Raw genomic sequence first — 20,807 nt, forward strand, 5'->3', positions numbered from 1 at the left:
CGCGCGTGGTTAGCCCTCCCTGCCCTGTCCACGGCGCCATTGCCGTGGCGAGAGGCCTGTCCGTGTCAGGAAGAAACGGGAGAAATAGGCAGGATCGGTAAAACCGAGCCGGAAGCCGATTTCCTGCACCGGGATTTGCGTAAACAGCAGTTCGCGCTGCGCTTCGTCGATCAGCTTGCCGTTGATCAGGCTCTGGGTACTGCGACCGGTGCGTTGTTTGACGATGCGGTTGAGATGCGTCGACGAGATACCGAGTGAATTGGCATAGAACGATGCAGGTTTGTGCGAACGGAAATGCTGGTGGATCAGCCCGGTCAGCCGGTTCAGCCGCTGCTCGTTTTCCGTCGCTGCCGCATCGTCGTCAGCCTTCCCTTCCGTAGATAGGCGCGCCGTCAGCTGGAGTGCGGATGTCAGGTATGCCTCGCAGAGATCCGCCGGTCCCGTTCGCCGGGCTTCTGCTTCTGCAGCCAGACGATGCAGTGTATCGGCGATGTAATAGCTGTCGGCATGTTCCGGTAGCAGCGCCGTCAGGCGCGGGAGGCTCAGCCACGCACCAAACCGGCTGTGATCGGCCGGAATGGTCTTTAGGTGTGACGTCAAAATTGTGAAGACATAACCGTCAATGTCCTTCGAAAATCGAAAGCCGTGTCGGGAAAGAGGTGGCACCGTAATGACTGCGGGCGCGACAATCGTCTGTGTCACGTCATCAAAGATCGCATCGCCTGATCCTGCCTCGATGTACAGGATCTGAAAGAACTGCTCATGGCGATGCAGGCTGATCTCCCAGTGATGCAGGCTGCTGCGCGACGGGATGGTTTCGCAATGCAGCCAGAAACCGGGAGAATCGCCGGTTTTTTCGCCATAGAGGTAATAGGTGGGGATCGCGCGCATCTTTGTCCCGTAAAGATCGTGAATGTTCGATTTGTGCAATTTATTGGGCTCGATGTCCATGGAGGCGGTCTCGCACCGGTGCAACAATTCAACTGCACTATTTCGGGAGGAAAAAATGCGCACGCAGGTCGTCATCATTGGTTCAGGTCCATCCGGATTGCTGCTCGGGCAGTTGCTGGCCAAAGCCGGCATCGAAGCTGTCATTCTGGATCGTGTCGGCAAGGACTACATTCTCGGCCGGGTTCGGGCAGGCGTCCTTGAAAGTGGCACGGTCGGGCTGATGGACGAAGCCGGAGCCGGTGCGCGAATGCATGCTGAAGGCTTGCCGCATGGCGGCTTTTCGCTCGCCTTTGACGGCCGGGACCACCGGATCGACCTTGCGGATCTGACTGGCGGCAAGGGCGTCATGGTCTACGGACAAACCGAGTTGACGCGTGACCTCATGCAGCACCGCGAGGCGATCGGGGCAGTGACGATCTATGATGCTTCCAATGTCTGCCCACACGATTTCGACGGTTTCTCACCGTATGTTACCTATGAGAAAGATCGGATAAACCACCGTATCGATTGCGATTTTATTGCCGGATGTGATGGGTTTCATGGCGTCAGCCGCAAGGCCGTTCCGGAAAAATCGATCACCACATTCGAAAAGGTCTACCCGTTTGGCTGGCTCGGTTTGCTCGCCGATGTGCCACCGGTCAATCACGAACTGATCTATGCCAACCATCCACGCGGTTTTGCGCTCTGCTCGATGCGCTCGGAAAGCCGCAGCCGCTATTATCTGCAATGTGCTCTGGACGAGAAGGTCGAGGACTGGAGCGACGACCGGTTCTGGGACGAACTGCGCCGCCGCCTACCCGCACATCATGCCGAAGCGCTGGTCACCGGCCCATCCTTCGAAAAGTCGATCGCGCCGCTGCGTTCGTTCGTGGCCGAGCCGATGCGGTTCGGCAAACTTTTCCTGGTCGGTGACGCCGCTCATATCGTGCCGCCGACCGGCGCCAAAGGGCTCAATCTGGCGGCCAGCGATGTTCATTATCTCCATGCGGGTCTCTGCGAGTATTATCAGGAGCGCTCGTCTGCCGGCATCGACGCCTATTCCGCCCGCGCTCTTTCCCGCGTCTGGAAAGCCGTGCGCTTTTCCTGGTGGATGACGACGATGATGCACCGGTTTCCGGACACCGGTGCCTTCGATCAGAAGATCCAGGAGGCCGAACTGGATTATCTCACCCACTCCCGGGCGGCGGCGACGGTGCTGGCGGAGAATTATGTGGGATTGGCTTATTGAGGGATAGGCGGCTGGTCGCGTCCACCGGACATAAAGTCCTCGCTGAACCCGCGAGCGATTGCTGCTTTAAGATTGCTCCACGGCTCTTTTCCTACAGGCGCGGGTGGAGCGACGCCTTTTTCTTCAGGTTCCCGAACATCTGAGCCATCTGTGTCACAACAGTTTGTCGAAGATGGAGTTTGTGCGTCTGTCATGATGCTTTCCTCCCTAGGCAGAGAACCATCATGATGCGCAGGAATGTGGGCGGCAAGCGATATCGCCGCCGCGCCGATCTCCTCAGACGCGTTCCAGCGCAATCGCGATCCCCTGCCCGACGCCGATGCACATGGTCGACAGCGAATAGCGGCCGCCGGTCAGCTTCAGTTCGAGTGCGGCCGTGCCGGTGATGCGGGCGCCGGACATGCCGAGCGGGTGACCGAGGGCGATGGCGCCGCCGTTGCGGTTGACGCGTGAATCGTCGTCAGCAATGCCCAATTCGCGCAGGACGGCAAGGCCTTGGCTTGCGAAGGCTTCATTGAGCTCGATCACGTCGAACTGGTCCTGCGTCATGCCAAGCCGGGCCATCAGCTTTCGCGACGCAGGCACGGGCCCGATGCCCATGACGCGTGGAGGCACGCCGGCTGCGGCCCCGCCCATGATACGCGCGATCGGCGTCAGTCCGTGTTTTTTCACGGCGGCTTCGGACGCAATGATCAGAGCCGCCGCGCCATCATTGACGCCGGAGGCGTTGCCTGCGGTCACGGTGCCGCCCTCTTTCTTGAAGGGCGTGCCGAGCTTGGCAAGAATTTCAATCGTCGTCGCGCGCGGATGTTCATCCTTGTCGACGACGATCGGGTCGCCCTTGCGCTGCGGGATGGTGACGGATGTGATCTCCTGGCCGAGCCGTCCGTTTTCCTGGGCGGCGGCGGCCTTGTTCTGCGAGCGGACGGCAAAGGCATCCTGATCCGCGCGGCTGATCTTAAAATCCTCGGCAACGTTCTCGCCGGTTTCCGGCATCGAATCGACACCGCATTGTTTTTTCATCAGCGGATTGATGAAGCGCCAACCGATTGTCGTGTCGTGGATTTCGGCGGCGCGGGAGAAGGCGCTTTCGGCTTTCGGCATGACGAACGGCGCGCGCGACATGCTCTCGACCCCGCCGGCGATCATCAGGTCCGCCTCGCCCGAACGGATGGCGCGGGCGGCCGCGATCACCGCATCCATGCCGGAGCCGCAGAGCCGGTTGATCGTCGTGCCGGAGACCTCCAGCGGCAGGCCTGCCAGCAGCAGCGACATGCGCGCGACGTTGCGATTGTCCTCGCCCGCCTGGTTGGCACAGCCGAAAATGACGTCATCGACCGCCTGCCAATCCACACTTGCATTGCGCTGCATCAGTGCCATGAGCGGAATGGCACCGAGATCGTCGGGGCGCACGGAGGAGAGCGAACCGCCGAAACGGCCGATCGGGGTACGGATATAGTCGCAGATATAGGCCTCAGTCATTTACGCGGCCTCCTTGTTGCCCTGATGGGCTTTTTTGGTGCGGGCGTTGATGTCGCGCAGGGTCTGAAGCTCGGTTTCTGTCGGAACCGGCGTGTCGATCACGATCTGGGCGAACTTGATCGGCCAGCCGCAATTCTCAACGATCTGTTCGCGGGTCACGCCCTGATGGATCGAAACAACTGTCAGTTCCTTGGTGATCGGGTCCGGCTCGAGAATGCACAGGTCAGTGATGACCTGCGTCGGGCCCTTGGTCTTCATGCCCAGCCGTTCGCGATGGTTGCCGCCTTCGCCATGGCCCATCGAGGTGATGAAGTTGAGCTTGTCGACAAAACCGCGTTTGGACAGTGCCATGGTGATAAAAATCTGGCCGCAATTGCTGGCGATCTCCGGCGCGCCGCCGCCGCCGGGCAGGCGAACTTTCGGGTGCTCATAGGGGCCAACCACGGTGGTGTTGAGGTTGGCAAACTTGTCGATCTGGGCGCCGCCGAGAAAGCCGGTGGTGATGCGTCCACCCTGCAGCCAGTAGCGGAACATTTCCGGCACCGAGACGGTGAATAGCGCTGTGTCGCATAGCTCGCCGTCGCCGATCGACAGCGGCAGGACATCCGGCTTGGTGCCGACTGTGCCGCTTTCATAGATCAGCGTGATATCCGGCGCATGGGTGAGGCGCGCGACGTTGCAGGCGGCCGATGGGGCGCCGATGCCGACGAAGCAGACATCGTCATTGGTCAGTGCGCGGGAGGCGGCAATGGTCATCATTTCGGTGGGGGTGAAAGCGCTCATCATTGTCTCCTCACGCAGCCTTCTTCGCATGTTTGGCAAAGTCTTCCGGCTTGGCCTTCATGATGTTCTCCTCGATCCACGCCTGGAACGTATCGCGGTCGCGGGCAATCTCGTCCCAGGCGATGTAGAAGGCGTTGGAGCGCGCATAGTATCCTTGCGCATAGGACGGGAAGGCGCCGCCAGGCACCTCGACAACCGCAGTCACCGCCCAGGACGGCAGCACGACCGAGTTCGGCGAAGGCGGGTTCAGCTCGTCGACGATCTCCTCGACTGTGACGATCGAGCGCTTGGCGCCAAGCACCGCCTCCTTCTGCACGCCGAGAATGCCTTCGATCAGCACATTGCCCTTCCGGTCGGCTCTGAGTGCATGGATGATCGTCACATCCGGGCGGATGGCTGGAACAGCCGCCAGCACTTCGCTCGTGAAGGGGCAGGTCACCTGCTTGATGTTCGGGTTCACCTTGCTGAGATCGGCGCCGATATAGCCGCGCAACATGGCAAAGGGCAGGTTTGCAGCCCCTGCTTCATAGGCATTGGCCATGGCGGCATGGGAATGTTCCTCGATCTCCAGCGGCCGTGGCCACTGGTTTTCGACGGCATCACGGAAACGATGCAACGAGCCGACGCCGGGATTTCCGCCCCAGGAAAATTTCATGCCTCGGGCCGCACCCGCACCGATCAACTGGTCATAGAGAATGTCCGGCGTCATGCGGATGAGAAACAGATCCTTCTTGCCCTGCCGGATCACCTCATGACCCGCAGCATACGGGATCAGATGGGTAAACCCCTCCATGGCGATGGTGTCGCCGTCATGAACGTTTTCGGAAATGGCTTCTGCCAGCGAAGTCAGTCGTGCCAAGGCATTCTCCTCCTGATCTGTTTCCTGTCTGGTTGGCGCAAATAAGCGCGCGATTTCGTCTGCCGTCAAATATTTCGTGCGTTATTTGATATTTGTTCGTATAACGCACATATTAAAACGATGATGGGAGCTTTGGCATGCAGGAATCGGATTTTGTCAGCGGCTTTGCACGCGGCCTGAAAGTCATCGAAGCCTTTGGAGAAATGCGGCCGAAACTCACCATCGCCGAGGCCGCCAAACTGACGGATCTTGACCGGGCAACGGTGCGCCGCTGTCTGCTGACACTGGCCGATCTCGGTTATGCTGACTATGACGGCAAGTTCTTCGCGCTGACGCCGAAGGTGCTAAGACTGGGGCATGCATATCTGTCGGCGACGCCGCTGCCGTTGATGATCCAGCCCTATCTCGACCAGCTCTCGGAAAAATCCGGCCAAAGCGCGTCGGCCTCGGTTCTCGACGGGACCGAGGTGGTCTACATCGCCCGCGCCTCGCAGAAACGGGTGATGTCGATCAATCTCTCGCCCGGCTCGCGCCTGCCTGCCTATTGTGCGTCAATGGGGCGGGTTCTGCTGGCGGCCTTGCCAGAGGCTGAGGCACGCAGCGTCCTGGATCGCTCGGAACTCAAGGCCAATACGCCGCTGACGAAGACCGATCCGGATGTCTTGATGGGCGAACTTCGCCGCATCCGCGCCGAGGGCTGCGCGGTTATCGACCAGGAACTGGAACTGGGGCTCTGCTCCATCGCGGTTCCGATCGAGAATGATCGCAGCCGTGTGGTTGCTGCCATCAACATCGGCGCCCCGGCCGCCCACGTGCCCGCTGCCGAGATGGTGGCGCGCTACCTGCCTTTGTTGAAGGAGACGCAACGCGCACTGCGGCTGGTCTTGCGTTAGGCCATATTGCGCGCGCTATCGACATAACCACTTGGCCTAAACATGACGAACCCGATGCTGCCTGACGGCAGTAGCGGGTTCAACCGCCGACAGACGGCAAGGCAACTTACACCTTGGGCTTGATCGCCAGGTAGAGGGCCGGCTTTGTGCCAGCCGTCTTTGCCACGGCAAAGACATCGTAGGTGGCATTCGGATCGTTCCCCATGCCAAGCGACCCGGATGGCATGCCCGGCACAGCCAGACCGGCGATGGATGGCTTTTCGGCAAGCAGCTTGCGGACCGCCTCCAGCGGCACATGGCCCTCAAGGAAATAACCCGCCACGACTGCGGTGTGGCATCCCTGCAGATCGGCCGGCACGCCAAGACGAGCCTTGATCGGTGTCAGGTCGTCCCGATCCTCGATCTTGACGTCAAATCCTTCGGCCGTCATCGCCTCCGCCCAGAGATGGCAGCAACCGCAGTTCGGATCCTTGTAGACGGTCATGGTCTGCGCTGCGGCAAAAGCATGCCCGATGCCTGTAAAAGCGGCCGCGATGGCGGCGCCCGTGTAGATAAACCGTCTTCTATTGATGTTCATGGTGTCGTTCCTTCAAGGACTATATTTTGAAAGCTTGCTTCCCGTGGTTTACGCAGTCGGCCGAGCCAAGCGACCTGTTTGACGAGGCCTTGCGCGGCAGCATCCACGAGGATGCACTGCCGCCCTACGCCGAGACCCGCTGATCTATTCCACAGGATGTTCGTACGGCTGCAACAGTTGCAGACGTACGAGGTACCTCGATGATGTGTGATCAGACCCTGGGAGGCCGCGCCGGCGGATCGACCAGTGTCGATGCAAGGACCGGATACGGCGCGCTCAAAAATTGATGGGCGGTCCAGGCAAGTTTAACGGGCGTTTCGCCCGTGGCATGGCCAACAAAGACCGTGGCGCACAGCAGGGCCAGCGGGCAAGCCACGCCATCACAATCCGATGTTTCGGCAGGACAGCAGCGCATATCGCCCGGCATGTCCATGGTTGTGGTATGCGTTGAAACAGAGGACGCCATGGCGCTGCCGGTCACCCCGATATTGACGGGACCGACGATGACCCCGAGCAGGGCGCACACCAAAAGCAGCCGATGGATGATCGCAACGAACCTCATGCGACAGTCATGGCATGGTGGTGCGGCTGTTGGAAGAGGTACCCTGAAAATGTGCCGGCATGTTGCTGCGACTCTGCGCCGCGCGGTGCCAACGGATCAGCGGCGGGTGCCGTTGCCGGCAATCTACCGGCAACGGTTGATCAAGCTCTTGGCGACGATTTTAGGCCGCCGGTGTTGGCTCTCCAAGCGAGAGCATCAAGCGGTTTGCCCAGTTGAAGAAGGCAGCGCCGTGGATGGCGTCGGCAATCTCGAGGTCGTCGAGACCCTCAGACCGCAGCCGTTCGATATCAGTAACGCCGAATGTGGACGGGGTTTCCGTCAGCGCAACCGAGACCTTGGTGACGGCATTCCAGCGGCGGCTGCCGAGATCGGCGTCGGTTCCTTCATCAAGCAGCTTCTGCACATCGGCGGTGCGCTTGGAATGATGCGAAGCGAAGCGGGAATGCACCGACGCGCAGAAGATGCAGCCGTTGAAGCGCGATGCAGCAGTGGCGGAAAGCTCGCGCTCCGCACGCGGCAGGCCCGCCTTGGTGTTGTAGAAAATGTCCTTGTCCGTCTTGGTGCGTGCTTCCAAAATTTCCGGATCGCGGGCAAGCAGCATGAAATAGGGCGATTTCGAGCGTGAGGCATCGACGAGCCCGGCCCAGTGCCGGTCGGTCAGGTCCTCTTCCGCAAGCGGCTGCAGCCACGGTGTCCAGCCGATCTCGGCCTGGGTGAAGGCGGCCGGGCGATTGTCGATGGTGGGATGAATGACGGTCTCAGTCATGTGCTTGGTTCCTTATTCGGCTGCCGTTGCGGATGCGAGAGTGCCCTCGCCCGCCTCGGACAGGGCTGCGAGACCGGTGACCACACGAATCTGGAAGGCGAGGAAGGCGACGATCTGCGACAAAGTGACGAGCGCCGTCGTTGTCCATCCAGCATCGAGCAGCGCCTGCAACGCCTCGGGGCTTGCTTCGCGCGGCCGGTAGACCAGCAGATGGCTATGCTCCAGAGCCGCCGAGAGCTTTTGCCCGAGAGCTTTTCGACCGGATTCCGACACGGTGAAAACCGGTCCCGGCTTGTCTTCGCGGGACAATGGCCCGGATGGGTATTTGCCATAGGGACCGCTCGTCCGCCCGGCCTCGATCTCGCTTTTCACCGCAGCGATCACCGCAGCATCGCCTTCGATACCGGAGACATAGAATGCTTCGGCCGCATCCGCCCGGTGTAATCCGGCAACAAACGTTGCGACGACGAAGCGCTCGGTCCGCGTGACATCGCCTTCATGTGCCGGCTCAAACAAGGCAAGATAGCTCTTCTGGGCGTTGGTGCGCGTTTCCGGCCGTTCCTTGCGGATGCGGTCGACGAACGATCCGGGGTGGAGATCTGCCAGACGGTCGATGACGTCAGGTGTCGGTACAGTCATGGTCGTTGCCTTTCTTTAAAAAAACGGAAATCACGCGGATGCGGCCAACCGGCGCGGTTGCTGCATGGGCGGCTGACCGGCCCAGCCGAGCGCCGGGGCGACGACAGTTGCGGTCAGCTCGAGGGAGCGCAGAATAAGCGCGTGGGGCGGGTCCACCGAATGCACCTGGAAGACGAGATCGGTGACACGCGACAGGGCGGTATCGGCCTTGAGCGACGCGATCACATCCTCGGGCGTTCCCACATGCACATCGAAAGCCTTGATGAGGTCGGCGGTGGTCGTCCCCGTGACGATGTGGCCGCTGGCGATGAAGCGCTCGCGGATGCGCTGCAATCCAAGTTCGGCGAAATGCAGCGCTTCCTTGCGGTCATCAGCGACAAACAGGCTTCTGGAGCCAAGGATGCGCGGGGTTCTGCCTTTCGGAAGGTTGGCGAAATAGGCGTCGAGGATCGGGTTCTGCAAATCCCAAAGTGCCGCCTGCGGCGCTTCCACAGGACGCGGCTGCGTGCGCGACAGCATCAGGCCGTCGCCGTCGCGCCCGGCGCGTTCGCCGCCGCCAACGGAAAAGGTTGCCTGCCAGATATGATCCAGCAGGTGCGGCGCTGTCGGATAGAGCCGGTTGCCGCCGACAAGCTCCCGGCCAGCCCACGCATCGCGCACGGTGGCAATGCTCTTGGCGTAGACGGCTCCCCGGTCGGTGCTCTCCAGCCCGAAGGGCAGAAACGCCTGTGGCGTGCCGCCGGTGCCGAAACCGATCTCCAGCCGGCCATTCGACAGGATATCGAGCACTGCCGTATCCTCGGCAACGCGAACCGCAGTTTCCATCGGCAAGGTGATCACGCCGGTGCCAAGCCGGATGTGTGAGGTTCGCGCCGCCAGTTCGGCGAGGAAAATCAGCGGTGCGGGAAGCCCGCCTTCGTCCGCGTCGAAATGGTGCTGGGCCACCCAGGCGCTGTCGAAACCGAGCTTTTCGGCGTGAATGATCTGCTCGGCGACAAGCCGGTAGCGGGTCGCCGCATCGCCATGATCGAGGACGCGGCTGAAAAAGCCGAGCCGTTTGGGCTGGACGGTATATGTCATCAGATATTTCCTGAATTGGTCGAGATTGGTCCCCTGGCAAGCAGTGGGTATTTTTTGCCCGGGATGGCGTCGATCAGTTCCCGGGTATAGGCGCTTTGCGGGCGCTCGAAGACCTCTTCGACCGCACCACTTTCGACGATCTTGCCGCCGTTGAGGACGCTGACGGTGTCCGATATCTGGCGCACCACCGCGAGGTCGTGCGAGACGAATAGATAGGTGAGCCCGAGGTCGCGCTGCAGCGTATCGAGCAGCGACAGGATCTGCGCCTGCACGGTGACATCGAGCGCCGACACGGCTTCGTCGAGAATGAGAATCTGCGGATTAAGAACCAATGCGCGGGCAATGGCGACGCGCTGGCGCTGGCCACCGGACAGTGCATGCGGCCGGCGCTGCAGCACGTCGAGCGGTAACCCCACCTTCTCGATGGTGCTGGCGACGATCTCGGCGCGCTTGGCCCGTGCTATCGGCTCGAAATTCAACAACGGCTCTTCAACGATCCCTGCAATAGTCTGGCGCGGGTCGAGCGAGCCGAAGGGATTTTGATAGACGAGTTGGATCTTCTTGCGCAGCAGTCTCAACGTTTCGCGCGGCGGTGCGGACAGATCGAGGCCGTCGACAATCACCTTGCCCGCAGTGGGTTTCTGAAAAGCTGCGACGGTTCGGATCGTCGTCGTCTTGCCGGAACCGGATTCGCCAACCAGCGCATGCGTGGTGCCGCGCCGGACGCGGAAGGACACATTATCGAGGGCGCGAAGACCCTTGTCCTTGCCGCCAAGGCCGAAATCCTGGACCAGTCCTTCGACGATGATGATGTCGTCGATTGCCTTTTCCTGCGTAACCTTTGCGACGGCGGCTACGCGACGCTGCCGGATATTGAGCGAGGGTGCATCGGCGAGCAGCCGCTGGGTATAGGCGCTTTGCGGGTTGGCCAGAATATCGGCGGTCAGACCCTGTTCCTGGATGCGCCCCTGCTTCAGCACGATCAGCCTGTCGGAGCGGTCGGCGGCGACGCCGAGATCATGGGTGACAAGCAGCACGGCAGTGCCATATTCCCGCCGGAGCTCGTCGATGAGATCCAGAATGTGCTTTTGCACCGTGACATCAAGCGCGCTGGTCGGCTCGTCGGCGATGATCAGCGATGGCTTGAGCGCAATGGCGATGGCGATCAGCACGCGCTGCTTCATGCCGCCGGAGAGTTCATGCGGATACTGTTTTGCGCGGAGCGCCGGCTGGTTGAGGCCGACGCGTTCGAGCAGTTCGATGGCGCGTCCGTCGGCGGCAGCGCCGGAGGCCTTGCCGTGGATGACAAGAATTTCCGCGACCTGTTTGCCGATCGTCTTGACCGGATTGAGTGAGTTGCCCGGATCCTGCGGCACGAGGCTGATCACCGATCCGCGTATGCCATCGAGCCGTTTCTGCGGCCAGCCGGCAATCTCTTGCCGGTTCAGCCGGATGCTGCCGCTTTCGAGCCGTCCATTATCCGGGAGAAGGCCGATGATGGCCTGTGCCGTCGAGCTTTTGCCTGAACCGGACTCGCCGACAAGGGCCACCACCTCGCCGGGCGCGACGCTGAAGTCGATGCCATGAACGGCGGTTCGCGTGCCGCTCTGGTCGCGATAGGAAATGGTCAGGCCGGATACGTCGAGTACCGGAGATGGAAGGACGGTGCCTTCGAGCCGGTCGATGGGTGAGATGGTCATTGCTGCGCCCTCCCGATTGCCTGGCTGACACGGTTGACCGAGAGAACCACCAGCACCACGACGATGCCGGGTGCAGCCGTCAGCCACCATGCGGTTGCGATGTAGTTGCGGCCCTCGGCAATCAGCAGGCCCCATTCCGGTGTTGGTGGCGGCGCGCCGTAGCCGAGGAAGCCGAGGGTGGAGAGCTGCAGGATGGCGGAGCCGACCTGAAGTGCGGTGAAGGCGATCACCGATGTCAGCGAGTTCGGCAGGACATGGCGCCAGAGAACCTTGAAGAACGTGCCGCCGCTGCCGAACGCGGCCTCGACATATTCGCTGCGCCGGACGCTGACGACTTCGGAGCGGACAAGGCGGGCAAAACTCGCAATCGAGGTGAAACCGACGGCGATGGCGGCGTTGACGGTACCGAAACCAAGCAAAATGATGATGCTGAGCGATAAAAGCAGCACGGGGATGGACAGAAGAACATCGACGAGGCGCATGATGACCTCATCGATCCAACCGCCGACCGAGCCGGCGATCACCCCGAGGGCGGTGCCGACGAACAACCCGATCGCCACGGCGGCGATTGCCCCGGACAGCGAGTGAACACCACCGTAGACGAGGCGCGTATAAAGATCGCGGCCGAGGGCATCCGTTCCGAGGAAATGGAGCGCGCTTGGTGCCTTTAGCTGCTGGCCCGGCAAGCCTTGAACCGGATCATAGAATGTGAACAGGCCGGGCGCGACAGCCCAGAGCAGCGCGATTGCGAGTATGATATAGGCAAGGACAAGACCCGGCTGGATGCGGATAGCGTGGGAGCGGGCTTTCGCACGCGCCCCGATGGTTGCCTCAGCGGCAGGTGCCGGGGAAATCCAGTCGAGCGGATTGGGACTGTCGATATTGCGGTGCCGTTCGGCGGTGTCGAGAATGGTCATGCCACGCCCCCAAGTTTTGCTTTCAGCCGTGGATCCAGCACCGGATAGAGCAGATCGACAGCGAGGTTGATGGTGACGAAGGCGGCGGCTGAGATCACCACGATGGCCTGCAGCACTGCGACATCCTGGAAATTGACCGCCTGTTCCGCCAAGCTGCCGATGCCGTTGAGGCCAAATACGGTTTCGGTGATGACAGCTCCCGCCAGCAACTCGCCGAACAGGACGCCGGCGACCGTCAGCACCGGCAGGAAGGCGTTCTTGGCGACATGCCGCCAGAGCACGAAGGTGTGCGAAGCGCCCTTGGCACGGGCAACAGAGACGAATGGCCGCGTCAGCACCTCGTCGATATTGCGCAGGAGGATTTGCGCCATCGGTGCTGAGATCGGCAGTGCGATGGTCAGAACAGGCAGGATCAGGCCTTCCCACTCACCCGGATTGATCACCGGCACCAGCCGGAGCCGGAAGGAGAAGATCTGGATCAGCATGATGCCGAGCCAGAAGGTCGGAATGGAAACGAACAGCGACGGAAGCGACTGGATAATGGACCGCAGACGGCCAAAGCCGGGAAGATTGGACAGCACCGCGATGATCACCGCAAGCAGGGCTGCGGCGGCAAAGGCAAGCCCGGCAAGCCGGATCGTCGATGGCAGGTTGGCCGCCAGCTGGGCGCTGACCGCGACGCCGGCCTGCAGCGAATAGCCGAAATCACCGGTGAGGAAATTGCCGATCGTGTGGACATATTGCAGCACGACCGATCCATCGGCGTCATAGGCGGCGCGGATATCGGCGATCTGTTCGGCGCTCAATCCATATTCCGGGTTCTGGAATTTGATCAGCACCGCATCGCCGGGCATTGCCTGCAGCAGCACGAAGGAAATCGTGAACGCTGCCCAAAGGACGAGCAACGCCTGCCCTACCCGCGAGAATATGTATCTTGCCATCGCTCTCTACCTTGTCATTGCAGCTTGCCCGGCAAAGTGCCAGGCAAGCTTGGAGCCTTAGTGTTCGGCAAGCCAGGTGCTGTAGAAGCGCGGGCGGCCAACAGCTTCGAAATCGACACCCTGCAGATAGGGTGCGCCTGCATAGGCCTGCGGCTCTTCAAAGATCGGGATCGCATAGGCCTGGTCGAGCACGTAACTCTGAACTTCGCCGGCGATCTGCAGCCGTTTTTCGCGGTTCGGTTCCGAGGACAGCGCTTCGAGCAAACCGTTCAGCTTGTCATCGACGAAGGATTTGACCTTGTCGCTCGGACCGCCCTTCTGGCGCAGCACGTCGCGGTTCTTCGGATAATACTGGCTCTTGAGCACATCCGGATCGGCACGGCCGACCATGGCGGGAGAGACCGGGGTCTTTGCCGGATCGAGATCATCGACGGTCCTGCTACCGGCGTCGCCAGCCAGAACGTTCAGCGTAACGCCGAGTTTGGCCCATTGTTGCGAGACGAGCTGAAGCGTCGCCTTGTTCTGCGGCTGCGGCGGTGATTCATACGCCGTCAGCACGAGCGGCAGGCCATCCTTTTCGCGAATGCCATTGGCGCCCGGTGTCCAGCCAGCTTCATCCAGAAGCTTTGCAGCCTTGGCCGGATCAAAGCTCAGTTTGGACGAGAGATCGACATACCCTTGCGCCGTCGACGCGACGATCGACTTGGCCTGCGGATAGTTGGCCGAAAACAGCGTCGAGATGATTTCCTGCGCATTCGTGCCGTGCAGCAGGGCCTGACGGACGCGCACATCGGCAACCAGCGGATTGTCCGGACGGAAGACAACGCTATTGTTGACGCCGCGCGTCGGGGCCGCATAAATCTTGTAGCCCTGCCCTTCGACCTGCGCTTCGTCATAGGCCTGAACCTGGCGAATGAAGTCCGCCTGCCCGGACAAAAGTGCGCCGATGCGGACGCTGTCCTCGCCGGTAATCACATATTTGATGCCGTCGAGGCAGGCGCGGCCCTGATGTTCGATCTTTGCCGGACCCCAGACATAGTCCTCGCGAACCTTCAGCGACAGCTCCTTGCCAAGCGTTTCGCTTTCGACCACGAACGGCCCGGAGCCGACGATCTTGGTCGCATCACCCAGTTGCTCGAACGGCAGCGCCAGCGTTGCCAGCGACACCAGGCCGGAGCCGATGACGGACGTGCCCTGCAGGAAGCCCGGCGACGGTTTCTTGAAATAGAATTTGACGGTCAGCGGATCGATGACTTCACTGCGGTCATAGTTGTTGATGACTTCGGAGACCGGCTGCTTCAGCTCCTTGTTGCCGAGACCGAACGTATCGAAATTCTTGGCAACGGCACTGGCATCAAGCGGCGAGCCGTCGGAGAAGGTGACGCCCTTGCGCAGCTTGAAGGTATATTCCGTCGCGTTGTCGTTGACTGTCCAGGATTCGGCGATCCAGGGCTCGATCTCCAGCGTTTTCGGGTTTTGATAGGTCAGTTTGTCGGTGATCTGGTTGAGGACGCCGCCATTCGGGTAGAAGCCGCCGGCCGGTGGATACAGGTTGGTGTGCGGCTGCTGCTCTAGATAAATCAGCGTGCCACCCTGCACGGGCTTGGCAGCATCCTCAGCAAAGGCTGCCGACGATGCCAGCGACATCAGCACCGCGCCGATGACGGTTGCTGCCTTGAATTTTCCCGAAATTCCCATTGGATATCCTCAAATTGTAAGCTGAGGAAAAGGGTAAACCAACGGGGCATCTAATCAAGATAGTCTATTGAATTAGTGTTCTATTTTATCCGCCCGACGTGGAAGGAAGGGATCGCCGTTTGCCTGTTTTCGACAATAAGCTGCCGCAAGGATACCCCCACGCGACCGAGGCCGCCGGGGGTATCCCCTTCAAGAATGTGCCGTGGCTTACTTGAGCTGATCCTGCACTTTGGCAATGGCCGCATTGGCACACGCCTCATCGAGGTGGCCGCCCGGTGCTCCGCCGACGCCAATCGCGCCGATGGTTTCCTTGCCTAGCGTCACCGGAACGCCGCCGCCAAGAACGAGGAAGCCGTCAATGGCGACGAGCTGTGCTGCGCCCTGGTTCTTCTGGATGTTTTCAACCATGACGCTGGTCGGAATGCGGGCCGACACGGACGTAAACGCCTTCTGGCTGGCGGCACTGACCGTATGCGGGCCGGCATTGTCTGCGCGCAGCAGAGCGCGAACCACACCTGCCCTGTCCACGACGGCTGCCGACACGTTATAGCCATCGGCGGCACAGGCGGAGACGGCGCCTTGTGCCAGTTCTACCGCGATATCAAGCGGTATGTTGTTTTCCTTCAAAACCTCGGCAGAGGCTGCGGATGTCAGGCCAAGGGCAATGGTGCCGGCAAGCAATATACGGTTCATCTCATCTGTCTCCTATCGTGAAAGCGCCTTGCTTTCTGGCGATAGGAATAGCGGTGCAAATGCCGATGCCGAATCCGCAACGGGACCAATCCGTCTAGGTATTCCTACCTATGGGACCTGCAGCACCGGCGGAGGTCAACTGCACGAAGTCGGCCACGGAGCTGGTTCCCAGCTTATCGGCGATGTTGGCCCGGTGCGCATCGATGGTCCGTACCGAAACGCTGAGCGCGGCAGCGATTTCCTTTGTGGCCCAGCCGCGGCAGACCATATCCAGTACCTCCCGCTCGCGCTCGGTCAGGCTGCGCAGCAGTTGCATGGATTCCTCTTTTTCAAGGACGCGCTCCAGGACCTGGAACGCGGAGTGTATAGCATCCAGCAGGATCTGCTCATCGATCGGTTTGGTTAGAAAATCGAGAATACCCGCCTTGAAAGCGCGGCGGCAGGCATTCACATCTCCATGGCCGGTGATCATGATGGTTGGCCAGCCGATGCCGCGTTCAAGCAGCCGCTCGTGCATCTGCAGGCCGCTGATCAGCGGCATGCGCAGGTCGGCCAGAATGCAGCCGTGGCGTTTCGGATCGACATGGGCAAGGAACGTGGCAGGATCGCCGAATGTCTCGACCGTCATGCCATAGGTCCGCAGCAACAGCTTTATCGCCTCGCGGACGGGTTCATCGTCGTCGATCAGGTAGATCTGAAACGGGTTCATTGCGCGGCTTTCAGGTGTTGCTCGACGGGCGGCAACGCGACGGTAAAGGCGGCACCGCCGGATGATTGGTTGCGGCCGTCAACATGCCCGCCGATCCTTTCGATCAATGAGGCGCACAGGGCAAGACCGAGCCCCATGCCGTCGGTTTTGGTGGTGAAGAACGGTTCGAAAAGGCGTGGCAGCGTTTCCGCACTGATGCCGGGGCCGGTATCGGTGACCCGAATGATCGCGCCGCTCTCAGACAGGATCGTCTCGATACGGATGGTCTTGTCAGCCGTATCCTGCAGCGCGTCGGCAGCATTGCGGATGAGATTATGCAGTACCTGCTCCATTTCGATGGGATCGACGACCGCCTGCGGCGATGGTGTGGCGAGGTCGAGAACGAGACCGATCCGCCGCTTTTCGAGGTCGGCACGCACAAGCTCGGCGATATCGGCAACGATCGGGTTGATATCGGCAAGAACAGATTTCTGCTCGCGCTTGCTAATATAGTCGCGCATCCGCTTCAGCATCGCCCCGGCACGTTTGGCCTCGCGCACATTGGCGTTGAGTGCTTTGGGGAGCAAGTCTGGATCGGGGCTATCAGAGGAAGCGAGGCGCAGGGCCGCCTGGCTCTGGCTTAATAGCGCGGTCAGCGGCTGTGTCAGCTCATGGGCAATTCCCGACGCCAGTTCCCCCAGCGCGTTGACCCGCAAGGCATGGGCAAGCCGCGTTTCGTGCTCCTGAAGATAGGCTCTTCGCTCTGCTTCTTCGGCCGTTTGCTGCAGTTTCCTGGCATTGGCCTTCAGCTGCCGGGTGAACTGGAGCAAAAGCAGCATCAGCAATGAAACGAACGCAAAACCACCGATCCAGCTCCCGTTCAGAATATCAAAAAGGGACAATGGGCGGCTTATGTCCACCGTGAAGGGCTGGCTCTGGCTATCGACAATCTTGCTGAAATGCGGTTGCGTCAACGCGCTTGACGCTTCGCCGCCACCTTCCGCTGGACGATCCAGCACCGGCTGGCCATCAAGACTGAGACGCAGATGTGCCCATGCGGGCAGCTCTTCGCCTTCGATCAGCAAGGCGGGATCGACCTGAATAAGGATCGCCAGGCCCGGGCTACCTGCAGTTGCACGCTTGCCCAGAAGATACCTGTCCGGATGGGCGTCACCCACATATGTTCGCACCTCACCCTGCCGCTGTTTGGCGATGGCGCTTGCTACGGTGGCGAGATCGGTTTTCTGCTGGTTTTCCGGCACCGATATCAATGCCATTGCCGCAGACACGGCGTCCACCGGAAGCCGTAGAAGATCGATCGCGGTGATGCGCGGATAGAACTGGATAATGCTCTGGAAGACTTCGCCGATGGCCGTTTCGGGGAGCTCGGGCGCTGCCTTGATCAGGGCCACAAGACTGGTGAGGTGCGCATCATGTTGCGCCGCCCGCTGGGAGATCAGCCGATGGATCGTCTGCCCGGTCGCCGTGAGTTCTTCCGACGCCCGCTGGTACTCGATCCGCATCGATAGGGCGGCAAAAAGCCCGATCAGGACCAGCCAGACGAGCAAGGAGACCGCCAGGCTTTTGAGTGGGAAATGTCGCCAGATCATGTTGTTCAAATGCCTGTCCAAGTTTGCCAAGCCCTCGTTCCGCTGCCAGGCGCAACAGGCAAGGCTGGGTGGATCGTATCACAACAACCATATTGCGGAAGGCGGCAGCCGCTCTTTGCGCGGCGACGCCCTGCGGCTGGTTCGGGGCACCAAATCTTGCAGCGCGACTATGGGGAACTTGACCTGACCCGAACCTCTGAAACATAGATAAACGCCACCTCCCGGCTGATACAGACCAACTGCACTGAATGGAAGCGATGGAATGCGGAAATTACCTGCGCTTTCGGCGATGAAGGTGTTCGAGGTCGTCGGACAGACACGCAGTTTCACGCGTGCGGCGGAGATGCTGAACCTGACCCAAAGTGCGGTCAGCCGGCAGGTGCGCAATCTTGAAAAGCAGCTGGGCGAAAACCTTTTGATCCGCCATCACCATGATCTCGAGTTGACGCGCGCCGGTGCCGAGCTTCTGGCAACGCTGCAGCTGGCGTTTCACAATGTCGAGCAGACGGTGCGTTCGATCATGGAGAAGAACAACCGCAACCGGCTGCGCATAAACGTGCCGCCGACCTTTGCCAAACGCTGGCTGATGCCCCGGTTGTCGTGCCTGCGCGAAGCGTTGCCGGAGATTGAGATCAGCCTCAGCACCGATCTCAAGGACACGCTTGCCGAGCGCAGTCTGCTCGATTGCGCCATCCGCTTCGGAGATGGCGAATGGCCGGTGCTGCAATCGCGCATCCTGATGACCGAGCGGCATATCGCCGTCTGCGCGCCCGGCCTGTTGGACGCAGCCAGCCGGAGTGGTCCTATCGACCTTTCATCGTTCACGTTCCTGCATGTGCTGGCCGCCGCCGACCAGCGTTATCTCACCTGGCAGCATTGGCTGGACGCCGCCGGCCTCAGCGACACCGATGTGCGCGGCGGACTGGAGTTCGATCTTCTCGACCTGGTGATCGAAGCGGCTTGCAACGGGCTCGGCATAGCCGTGGTTGATCGCTTCATGGTCAGCAGCCAGTTGCAAAGCGGCCAGCTCGTGCCCGTGCTCGACGTCGAAATCGAAGGCCATGAATCCTACTGGCTGGTCACCCGCACCGATCAGCCGGAACCCGCCAATGTCCGGGATTTTCGTGCGTGGCTTCTGAACGAGGTCGCGCTGGATCACAGCCTTTGCGGCGCTGCAAAATGAGCGAGACCGAACATTCGGTTTTGGAATGCTTGACCCGATAAGAAGTCGCTTGCGAACCGAGGGCTATGTCCACTCTACTGCCTGAAACAGACCATGTTTCGGGTGGGTTCATGACGCAATATCGTAACTTCATCGGTGGCCGTTTTGTCGAGGCGTCCGGCTTGCCCTGCATTGAGGTGCGCAATCCGGCGAATGGCAGGGTCTTCGCTACGGTTCCGGCCGCAAACGACGCGGATGTCATCACGGCTGTCGAGGCTGCGAAAGGGGCGCAAAAGGCCTGGCGCAAGCTGCCGGCAATCCAGCGTGGCGATGCCTTGCGCAAACTCGCTGATGCCATCGAGCGGCATGCAGCAAGGATTGGCGAGGCGCTTGCCTTGGAATCCGGCAAGAGCCTTGCAGACGCCACTGCCGAGGCCATCTATGGCGTCGAGCTGATGCGCTACCATGCTGAATGGGCACGCCGCATCGAAGGCGAGATCATTGAAAGCGATACGCCGGATGAGACCCTGCTGCTCAAGCGTGAGCCGATCGGCGTCGTCGCCTGCCTGATCCCGTTCAATTTCCCGATCTACACGCTGGTGCGCAAGATCGCGCCTGCGCTGATCACCGGCAATGCCGTCGTTGTCCGCCCAAGCAACAATACGCCGACCTCGGCCTTCGCGTTTGCACAAGCCGTGCTGGAAGCCGGTCTGCCGGCGGGCCTGATCAACATCATGACGATGTCGCACGATGTTGCCCGCACCATGTGCACGCATCCGGCCGTCGGCATGAACACGCTGACCGGCAGCGTTGCCGCAGGCCAGACGGTGCTCGACTATTGCAAGACCAATATCGCCAAGCCGTCGCTTGAACTCGGCGGCAAGTCGCCTGTCATCGTCGAGCCCGATGCTGATATCGACGCGGTCGCCCGCATGGTTCTTGGGGCAAAGACGGCCCATTGCGGACAGGTCTGCACCTCGGCCGAGCGGCTTTATGCCCACGCCTCGATCCACGACGCTCTGGTCGAGAAGCTGCGCCAAGGCTTTGCGGCTCGCCGCTTCGGCGACCGCGCCACCGATCCCGATATCATGGGACCGCTTGCCAATGCCGCGGCGCGCGACCGTATTCATGGGATGGTCGAGCGCGCAAAGGCCGAGGGGGCAACGGTTTTGGCCGGTGGCGTCCTTCCGGATGGCGAAGGGTATTTCTATCCGCCGACCCTGATCACCGGCTGCCGCCAGGAGATGGAGATCGTCCGCGAAGAGGTGTTCGGTCCGGTGCTGGCGGTCTTGTCCTACGAGACGTTCGACGAAGCCCTGGCGCTGGCCAGCGATCACCAGTTCGGGCTGGCCTCGGTGCTGTTTTCGGAGAATTACCGCAAGGTGATGCAGGCAGCGAGCGAGATCGAGGCGGGCGAACTCTATGTCAACCGTTTCCCGGCGGACCCGTATCAGGGCTATCACGCCGGCTGGAAGAAATCCGGCCTTGGCGGCGACGACGGCAAACACGGCATGCTGGAATTCACGCAGACGCGGCTTGTTATCCTGAAACATTGATCACCTGGCGAGGGAGGAACCA

General features: G+C 60.9%; 20 protein-coding genes. 4 read left to right on the forward strand and 16 right to left on the reverse strand.

What is annotated here, in order from left to right; genetic code table 11:
• Window positions 1-9: 9 nt before the first annotated feature.
• Window positions 10-891 (reverse strand): helix-turn-helix domain-containing protein, encoded by an 882-nt coding sequence (locus tag ACQY8Q_RS02475; RefSeq protein ID WP_428424315.1) that lies wholly within the window; start codon window positions 889-891, stop codon window positions 10-12.
• A 115-nt stretch (window positions 892-1,006) separates the two neighbouring features.
• On the opposite strand from ACQY8Q_RS02475, the gene pobA reads away from it, so the two are divergent.
• The gene (gene pobA / locus ACQY8Q_RS02480) at window positions 1,007-2,179 is read left to right on the forward strand and encodes a 4-hydroxybenzoate 3-monooxygenase (protein WP_428424317.1); all 1,173 of its coding nucleotides are present in this window, start codon (window positions 1,007-1,009) and stop codon (window positions 2,177-2,179) included.
• A 276-nt stretch (window positions 2,180-2,455) separates the two neighbouring features.
• On the opposite strand, the gene pcaF is transcribed toward pobA, so the two are convergent.
• Genes pcaF through ACQY8Q_RS02495 form a run of 3 tightly spaced genes read right to left on the reverse strand, consistent with a single transcriptional unit; the run spans window position 2,456 to window position 5,303 of the window.
• Window positions 2,456-3,661, reverse strand: a complete 1,206-nt coding sequence (gene pcaF, locus ACQY8Q_RS02485) for a 3-oxoadipyl-CoA thiolase (RefSeq protein ID WP_428424319.1) — start codon at window positions 3,659-3,661, stop codon at window positions 2,456-2,458.
• A complete protein-coding gene (locus ACQY8Q_RS02490; RefSeq protein ID WP_428424321.1) occupies window positions 3,662-4,444 on the reverse strand; it encodes a CoA-transferase subunit beta in 783 nt (260 codons plus the stop codon).
• 10 nt (window positions 4,445-4,454) lie between these two features.
• Window positions 4,455-5,303, reverse strand: a complete 849-nt coding sequence (locus tag ACQY8Q_RS02495; RefSeq protein WP_428424323.1) for a CoA transferase subunit A — start codon at window positions 5,301-5,303, stop codon at window positions 4,455-4,457.
• A gap of 137 nt (window positions 5,304-5,440) precedes the next feature.
• Between ACQY8Q_RS02495 and ACQY8Q_RS02500 the strand changes: the two genes are divergently transcribed.
• Window positions 5,441-6,196 (forward strand): IclR family transcriptional regulator, encoded by a 756-nt coding sequence (locus ACQY8Q_RS02500; RefSeq protein WP_428424325.1) that lies wholly within the window; start codon window positions 5,441-5,443, stop codon window positions 6,194-6,196.
• A 106-nt stretch (window positions 6,197-6,302) separates the two neighbouring features.
• Here ACQY8Q_RS02500 and ACQY8Q_RS02505 read toward each other — a convergent pair whose 3' ends face one another.
• The 12 genes from ACQY8Q_RS02505 to ACQY8Q_RS02560 all read right to left on the reverse strand — a co-directional run bounded on the left by ACQY8Q_RS02505 (window position 6,303) and on the right by ACQY8Q_RS02560 (window position 18,067).
• The gene (locus ACQY8Q_RS02505; RefSeq protein WP_428425528.1) at window positions 6,303-6,767 is read right to left on the reverse strand and encodes a DUF411 domain-containing protein; all 465 of its coding nucleotides are present in this window, start codon (window positions 6,765-6,767) and stop codon (window positions 6,303-6,305) included.
• A 217-nt stretch (window positions 6,768-6,984) separates the two neighbouring features.
• Window positions 6,985-7,335 (reverse strand): hypothetical protein, encoded by a 351-nt coding sequence (locus ACQY8Q_RS02510; protein WP_428424327.1) that lies wholly within the window; start codon window positions 7,333-7,335, stop codon window positions 6,985-6,987.
• Between the two features lie 160 nt (window positions 7,336-7,495).
• On the reverse strand, window positions 7,496-8,101 hold the full coding sequence (locus tag ACQY8Q_RS02515; RefSeq protein WP_428424329.1) for an alkylhydroperoxidase domain protein: 606 nt from the start codon (window positions 8,099-8,101) through the stop codon (window positions 7,496-7,498).
• A 12-nt stretch (window positions 8,102-8,113) separates the two neighbouring features.
• A complete protein-coding gene (locus ACQY8Q_RS02520) occupies window positions 8,114-8,740 on the reverse strand; it encodes a CMD domain protein (protein WP_428424331.1) in 627 nt (208 codons plus the stop codon).
• Window positions 8,741-8,770: 30 nt separating this feature from the next.
• On the reverse strand, window positions 8,771-9,820 hold the full coding sequence (locus ACQY8Q_RS02525; RefSeq protein ID WP_428424333.1) for a putative FMN-dependent luciferase-like monooxygenase: 1,050 nt from the start codon (window positions 9,818-9,820) through the stop codon (window positions 8,771-8,773).
• Entirely contained in the window at window positions 9,820-11,520 is a 1,701-nt protein-coding gene (locus ACQY8Q_RS02530; protein WP_428424335.1) for a dipeptide ABC transporter ATP-binding protein, read from the reverse strand. The genes ACQY8Q_RS02525 and ACQY8Q_RS02530 overlap by 1 nt, the downstream gene beginning before the upstream one ends.
• Entirely contained in the window at window positions 11,517-12,437 is a 921-nt protein-coding gene (locus ACQY8Q_RS02535; RefSeq protein WP_428424337.1) for an ABC transporter permease, read from the reverse strand. Before ACQY8Q_RS02535 ends, ACQY8Q_RS02530 begins: the two co-directional genes overlap by 4 nt.
• Window positions 12,434-13,378 (reverse strand): ABC transporter permease, encoded by a 945-nt coding sequence (locus tag ACQY8Q_RS02540; RefSeq protein ID WP_428424339.1) that lies wholly within the window; start codon window positions 13,376-13,378, stop codon window positions 12,434-12,436. The genes ACQY8Q_RS02535 and ACQY8Q_RS02540 overlap by 4 nt, the downstream gene beginning before the upstream one ends.
• 57 nt (window positions 13,379-13,435) lie before the next feature.
• A complete protein-coding gene (locus ACQY8Q_RS02545; RefSeq protein WP_428424341.1) occupies window positions 13,436-15,076 on the reverse strand; it encodes a TIGR04028 family ABC transporter substrate-binding protein in 1,641 nt (546 codons plus the stop codon).
• Window positions 15,077-15,283: 207 nt separating this feature from the next.
• Window positions 15,284-15,769, reverse strand: a complete 486-nt coding sequence (locus tag ACQY8Q_RS02550) for a GlcG/HbpS family heme-binding protein (protein WP_428424343.1) — start codon at window positions 15,767-15,769, stop codon at window positions 15,284-15,286.
• 94 nt (window positions 15,770-15,863) lie between these two features.
• The gene (locus tag ACQY8Q_RS02555; protein ID WP_428424345.1) at window positions 15,864-16,478 is read right to left on the reverse strand and encodes a response regulator transcription factor; all 615 of its coding nucleotides are present in this window, start codon (window positions 16,476-16,478) and stop codon (window positions 15,864-15,866) included.
• On the reverse strand, window positions 16,475-18,067 hold the full coding sequence (locus tag ACQY8Q_RS02560; RefSeq protein WP_428425530.1) for a sensor histidine kinase: 1,593 nt from the start codon (window positions 18,065-18,067) through the stop codon (window positions 16,475-16,477). Before ACQY8Q_RS02560 ends, ACQY8Q_RS02555 begins: the two co-directional genes overlap by 4 nt.
• 262 nt (window positions 18,068-18,329) lie before the next feature.
• Between ACQY8Q_RS02560 and ACQY8Q_RS02565 the strand changes: the two genes are divergently transcribed.
• Complete coding sequence (locus ACQY8Q_RS02565) at window positions 18,330-19,250, forward strand: LysR substrate-binding domain-containing protein (RefSeq protein WP_428424347.1); 921 nt, start codon at window positions 18,330-18,332, stop codon at window positions 19,248-19,250.
• A 110-nt stretch (window positions 19,251-19,360) separates the two neighbouring features.
• The gene (aldA, locus tag ACQY8Q_RS02570; RefSeq protein WP_428424349.1) at window positions 19,361-20,785 is read left to right on the forward strand and encodes an aldehyde dehydrogenase; all 1,425 of its coding nucleotides are present in this window, start codon (window positions 19,361-19,363) and stop codon (window positions 20,783-20,785) included.
• The last annotated feature ends 22 nt before the right edge of the window (window positions 20,786-20,807 follow it).

The organism is Pararhizobium sp. (assembly GCF_965279435.1).
Taxonomy (GTDB): domain Bacteria; phylum Pseudomonadota; class Alphaproteobacteria; order Rhizobiales; family Rhizobiaceae; genus Pararhizobium.

Excerpts from the sequence above, each read along its gene's own strand:
- ACQY8Q_RS02515 (WP_428424329.1), bottom strand. The coding sequence starts at position 8,101 with ATGACTGAGACCGTCATTCATCCCACCATCGACAATCGCCCGGCCGCC.
- pobA (WP_428424317.1), top strand. The coding sequence starts at position 1,007 with ATGCGCACGCAGGTCGTCATCATTGGTTCAGGTCCATCCGGATTGCTG.
- ACQY8Q_RS02475 (WP_428424315.1), bottom strand. The coding sequence starts at position 891 with ATGCGCGCGATCCCCACCTATTACCTCTATGGCGAAAAAACCGGCGAT.
- ACQY8Q_RS02565 (WP_428424347.1), top strand. The coding sequence starts at position 18,330 with ATGCGGAAATTACCTGCGCTTTCGGCGATGAAGGTGTTCGAGGTCGTC.
- pcaF (WP_428424319.1), bottom strand. The coding sequence starts at position 3,661 with ATGACTGAGGCCTATATCTGCGACTATATCCGTACCCCGATCGGCCGT.
- ACQY8Q_RS02520 (WP_428424331.1), bottom strand. The coding sequence starts at position 8,740 with ATGACTGTACCGACACCTGACGTCATCGACCGTCTGGCAGATCTCCAC.
- ACQY8Q_RS02555 (WP_428424345.1), bottom strand. The coding sequence starts at position 16,478 with ATGAACCCGTTTCAGATCTACCTGATCGACGACGATGAACCCGTCCGC.
- ACQY8Q_RS02550 (WP_428424343.1), bottom strand. The coding sequence starts at position 15,769 with ATGAACCGTATATTGCTTGCCGGCACCATTGCCCTTGGCCTGACATCC.
- ACQY8Q_RS02535 (WP_428424337.1), bottom strand. The coding sequence starts at position 12,437 with ATGACCATTCTCGACACCGCCGAACGGCACCGCAATATCGACAGTCCC.
- ACQY8Q_RS02490 (WP_428424321.1), bottom strand. The coding sequence starts at position 4,444 with ATGAGCGCTTTCACCCCCACCGAAATGATGACCATTGCCGCCTCCCGC.
- ACQY8Q_RS02560 (WP_428425530.1), bottom strand. The coding sequence starts at position 18,067 with ATGATCTGGCGACATTTCCCACTCAAAAGCCTGGCGGTCTCCTTGCTC.
- ACQY8Q_RS02530 (WP_428424335.1), bottom strand. The coding sequence starts at position 11,520 with ATGACCATCTCACCCATCGACCGGCTCGAAGGCACCGTCCTTCCATCT.
- ACQY8Q_RS02500 (WP_428424325.1), top strand. The coding sequence starts at position 5,441 with ATGCAGGAATCGGATTTTGTCAGCGGCTTTGCACGCGGCCTGAAAGTC.
- aldA (WP_428424349.1), top strand. The coding sequence starts at position 19,361 with ATGACGCAATATCGTAACTTCATCGGTGGCCGTTTTGTCGAGGCGTCC.
- ACQY8Q_RS02545 (WP_428424341.1), bottom strand. The coding sequence starts at position 15,076 with ATGGGAATTTCGGGAAAATTCAAGGCAGCAACCGTCATCGGCGCGGTG.
- ACQY8Q_RS02525 (WP_428424333.1), bottom strand. The coding sequence starts at position 9,820 with ATGACATATACCGTCCAGCCCAAACGGCTCGGCTTTTTCAGCCGCGTC.
- ACQY8Q_RS02510 (WP_428424327.1), bottom strand. The coding sequence starts at position 7,335 with ATGAGGTTCGTTGCGATCATCCATCGGCTGCTTTTGGTGTGCGCCCTG.
- ACQY8Q_RS02540 (WP_428424339.1), bottom strand. The coding sequence starts at position 13,378 with ATGGCAAGATACATATTCTCGCGGGTAGGGCAGGCGTTGCTCGTCCTT.